1 protein-coding gene is annotated in these 628 nt (G+C 64.2%); it reads right to left on the reverse strand.

Annotation, left to right across the window (positions count from 1 at the left end; translation table 11 throughout):
• Window positions 1-243: 243 nt before the first annotated feature.
• Window positions 244-628, reverse strand: a 385-nt coding sequence (locus AD944_RS00070) for a trimeric intracellular cation channel family protein (RefSeq protein ID WP_082784166.1), incomplete at its 5' end; no start/stop codon positions are given.

Raw genomic sequence — 628 nt, forward strand, 5'->3', positions numbered from 1 at the left:
CCGCCTCTGGCCCCGGAAACCACGCCTGGCACCGCGCCACGCTGACGGGATACAGGGGAAGCGGTAAAAGAGAGGGCTGCGCACGAGCAGGAGGCTTTCTACAAAACGGCCTCCAAGGCTGGGCGGCAGTTTGTGCGGGACCAGTTTTCCGAACAGGCGGTGCAAGACGCGCTGTATGCGGCCGTGAACCCGGCCGCCGCACGCTTCAAAAAGTGATGTGAGCGGAGCTTACTGACCGGTTTTCTACAGCCGGTAAGTCGGCAGATTCAGGCCGTGGCGGATGGCCGCGCCACGCAGGAGGAAACCTGCGGCGAAGGCGATGCCGGTGGCGGCCACCATGGGCAGGCCGCAGGCGGTCAGCCCCACATAGCTGCCAGCGGAAAGAGCCGCCGCCGTTACGTATAGTTCGGGCCGAATGACGATAGAAGGCACATTGGCCAGGACATCGCGGAAGATGCCGCCCATGCAGGCGGTGACCACGCCCATAATGGCGGCAGGCACCCAAGGGATGCCGTAAGCCTGTGCCTTGGCTGCCCCATAAACGGCATAGGCGGCAAGGCCCATACCATCAAACCAGTCTATGGCGTGACGGGGCCAGAGGCGGGCTGGCGTGAACCACACCAGCATG

This window comes from Acetobacter tropicalis (assembly GCF_001580915.1).
GTDB classification, from domain to species: domain Bacteria; phylum Pseudomonadota; class Alphaproteobacteria; order Acetobacterales; family Acetobacteraceae; genus Acetobacter; species Acetobacter tropicalis.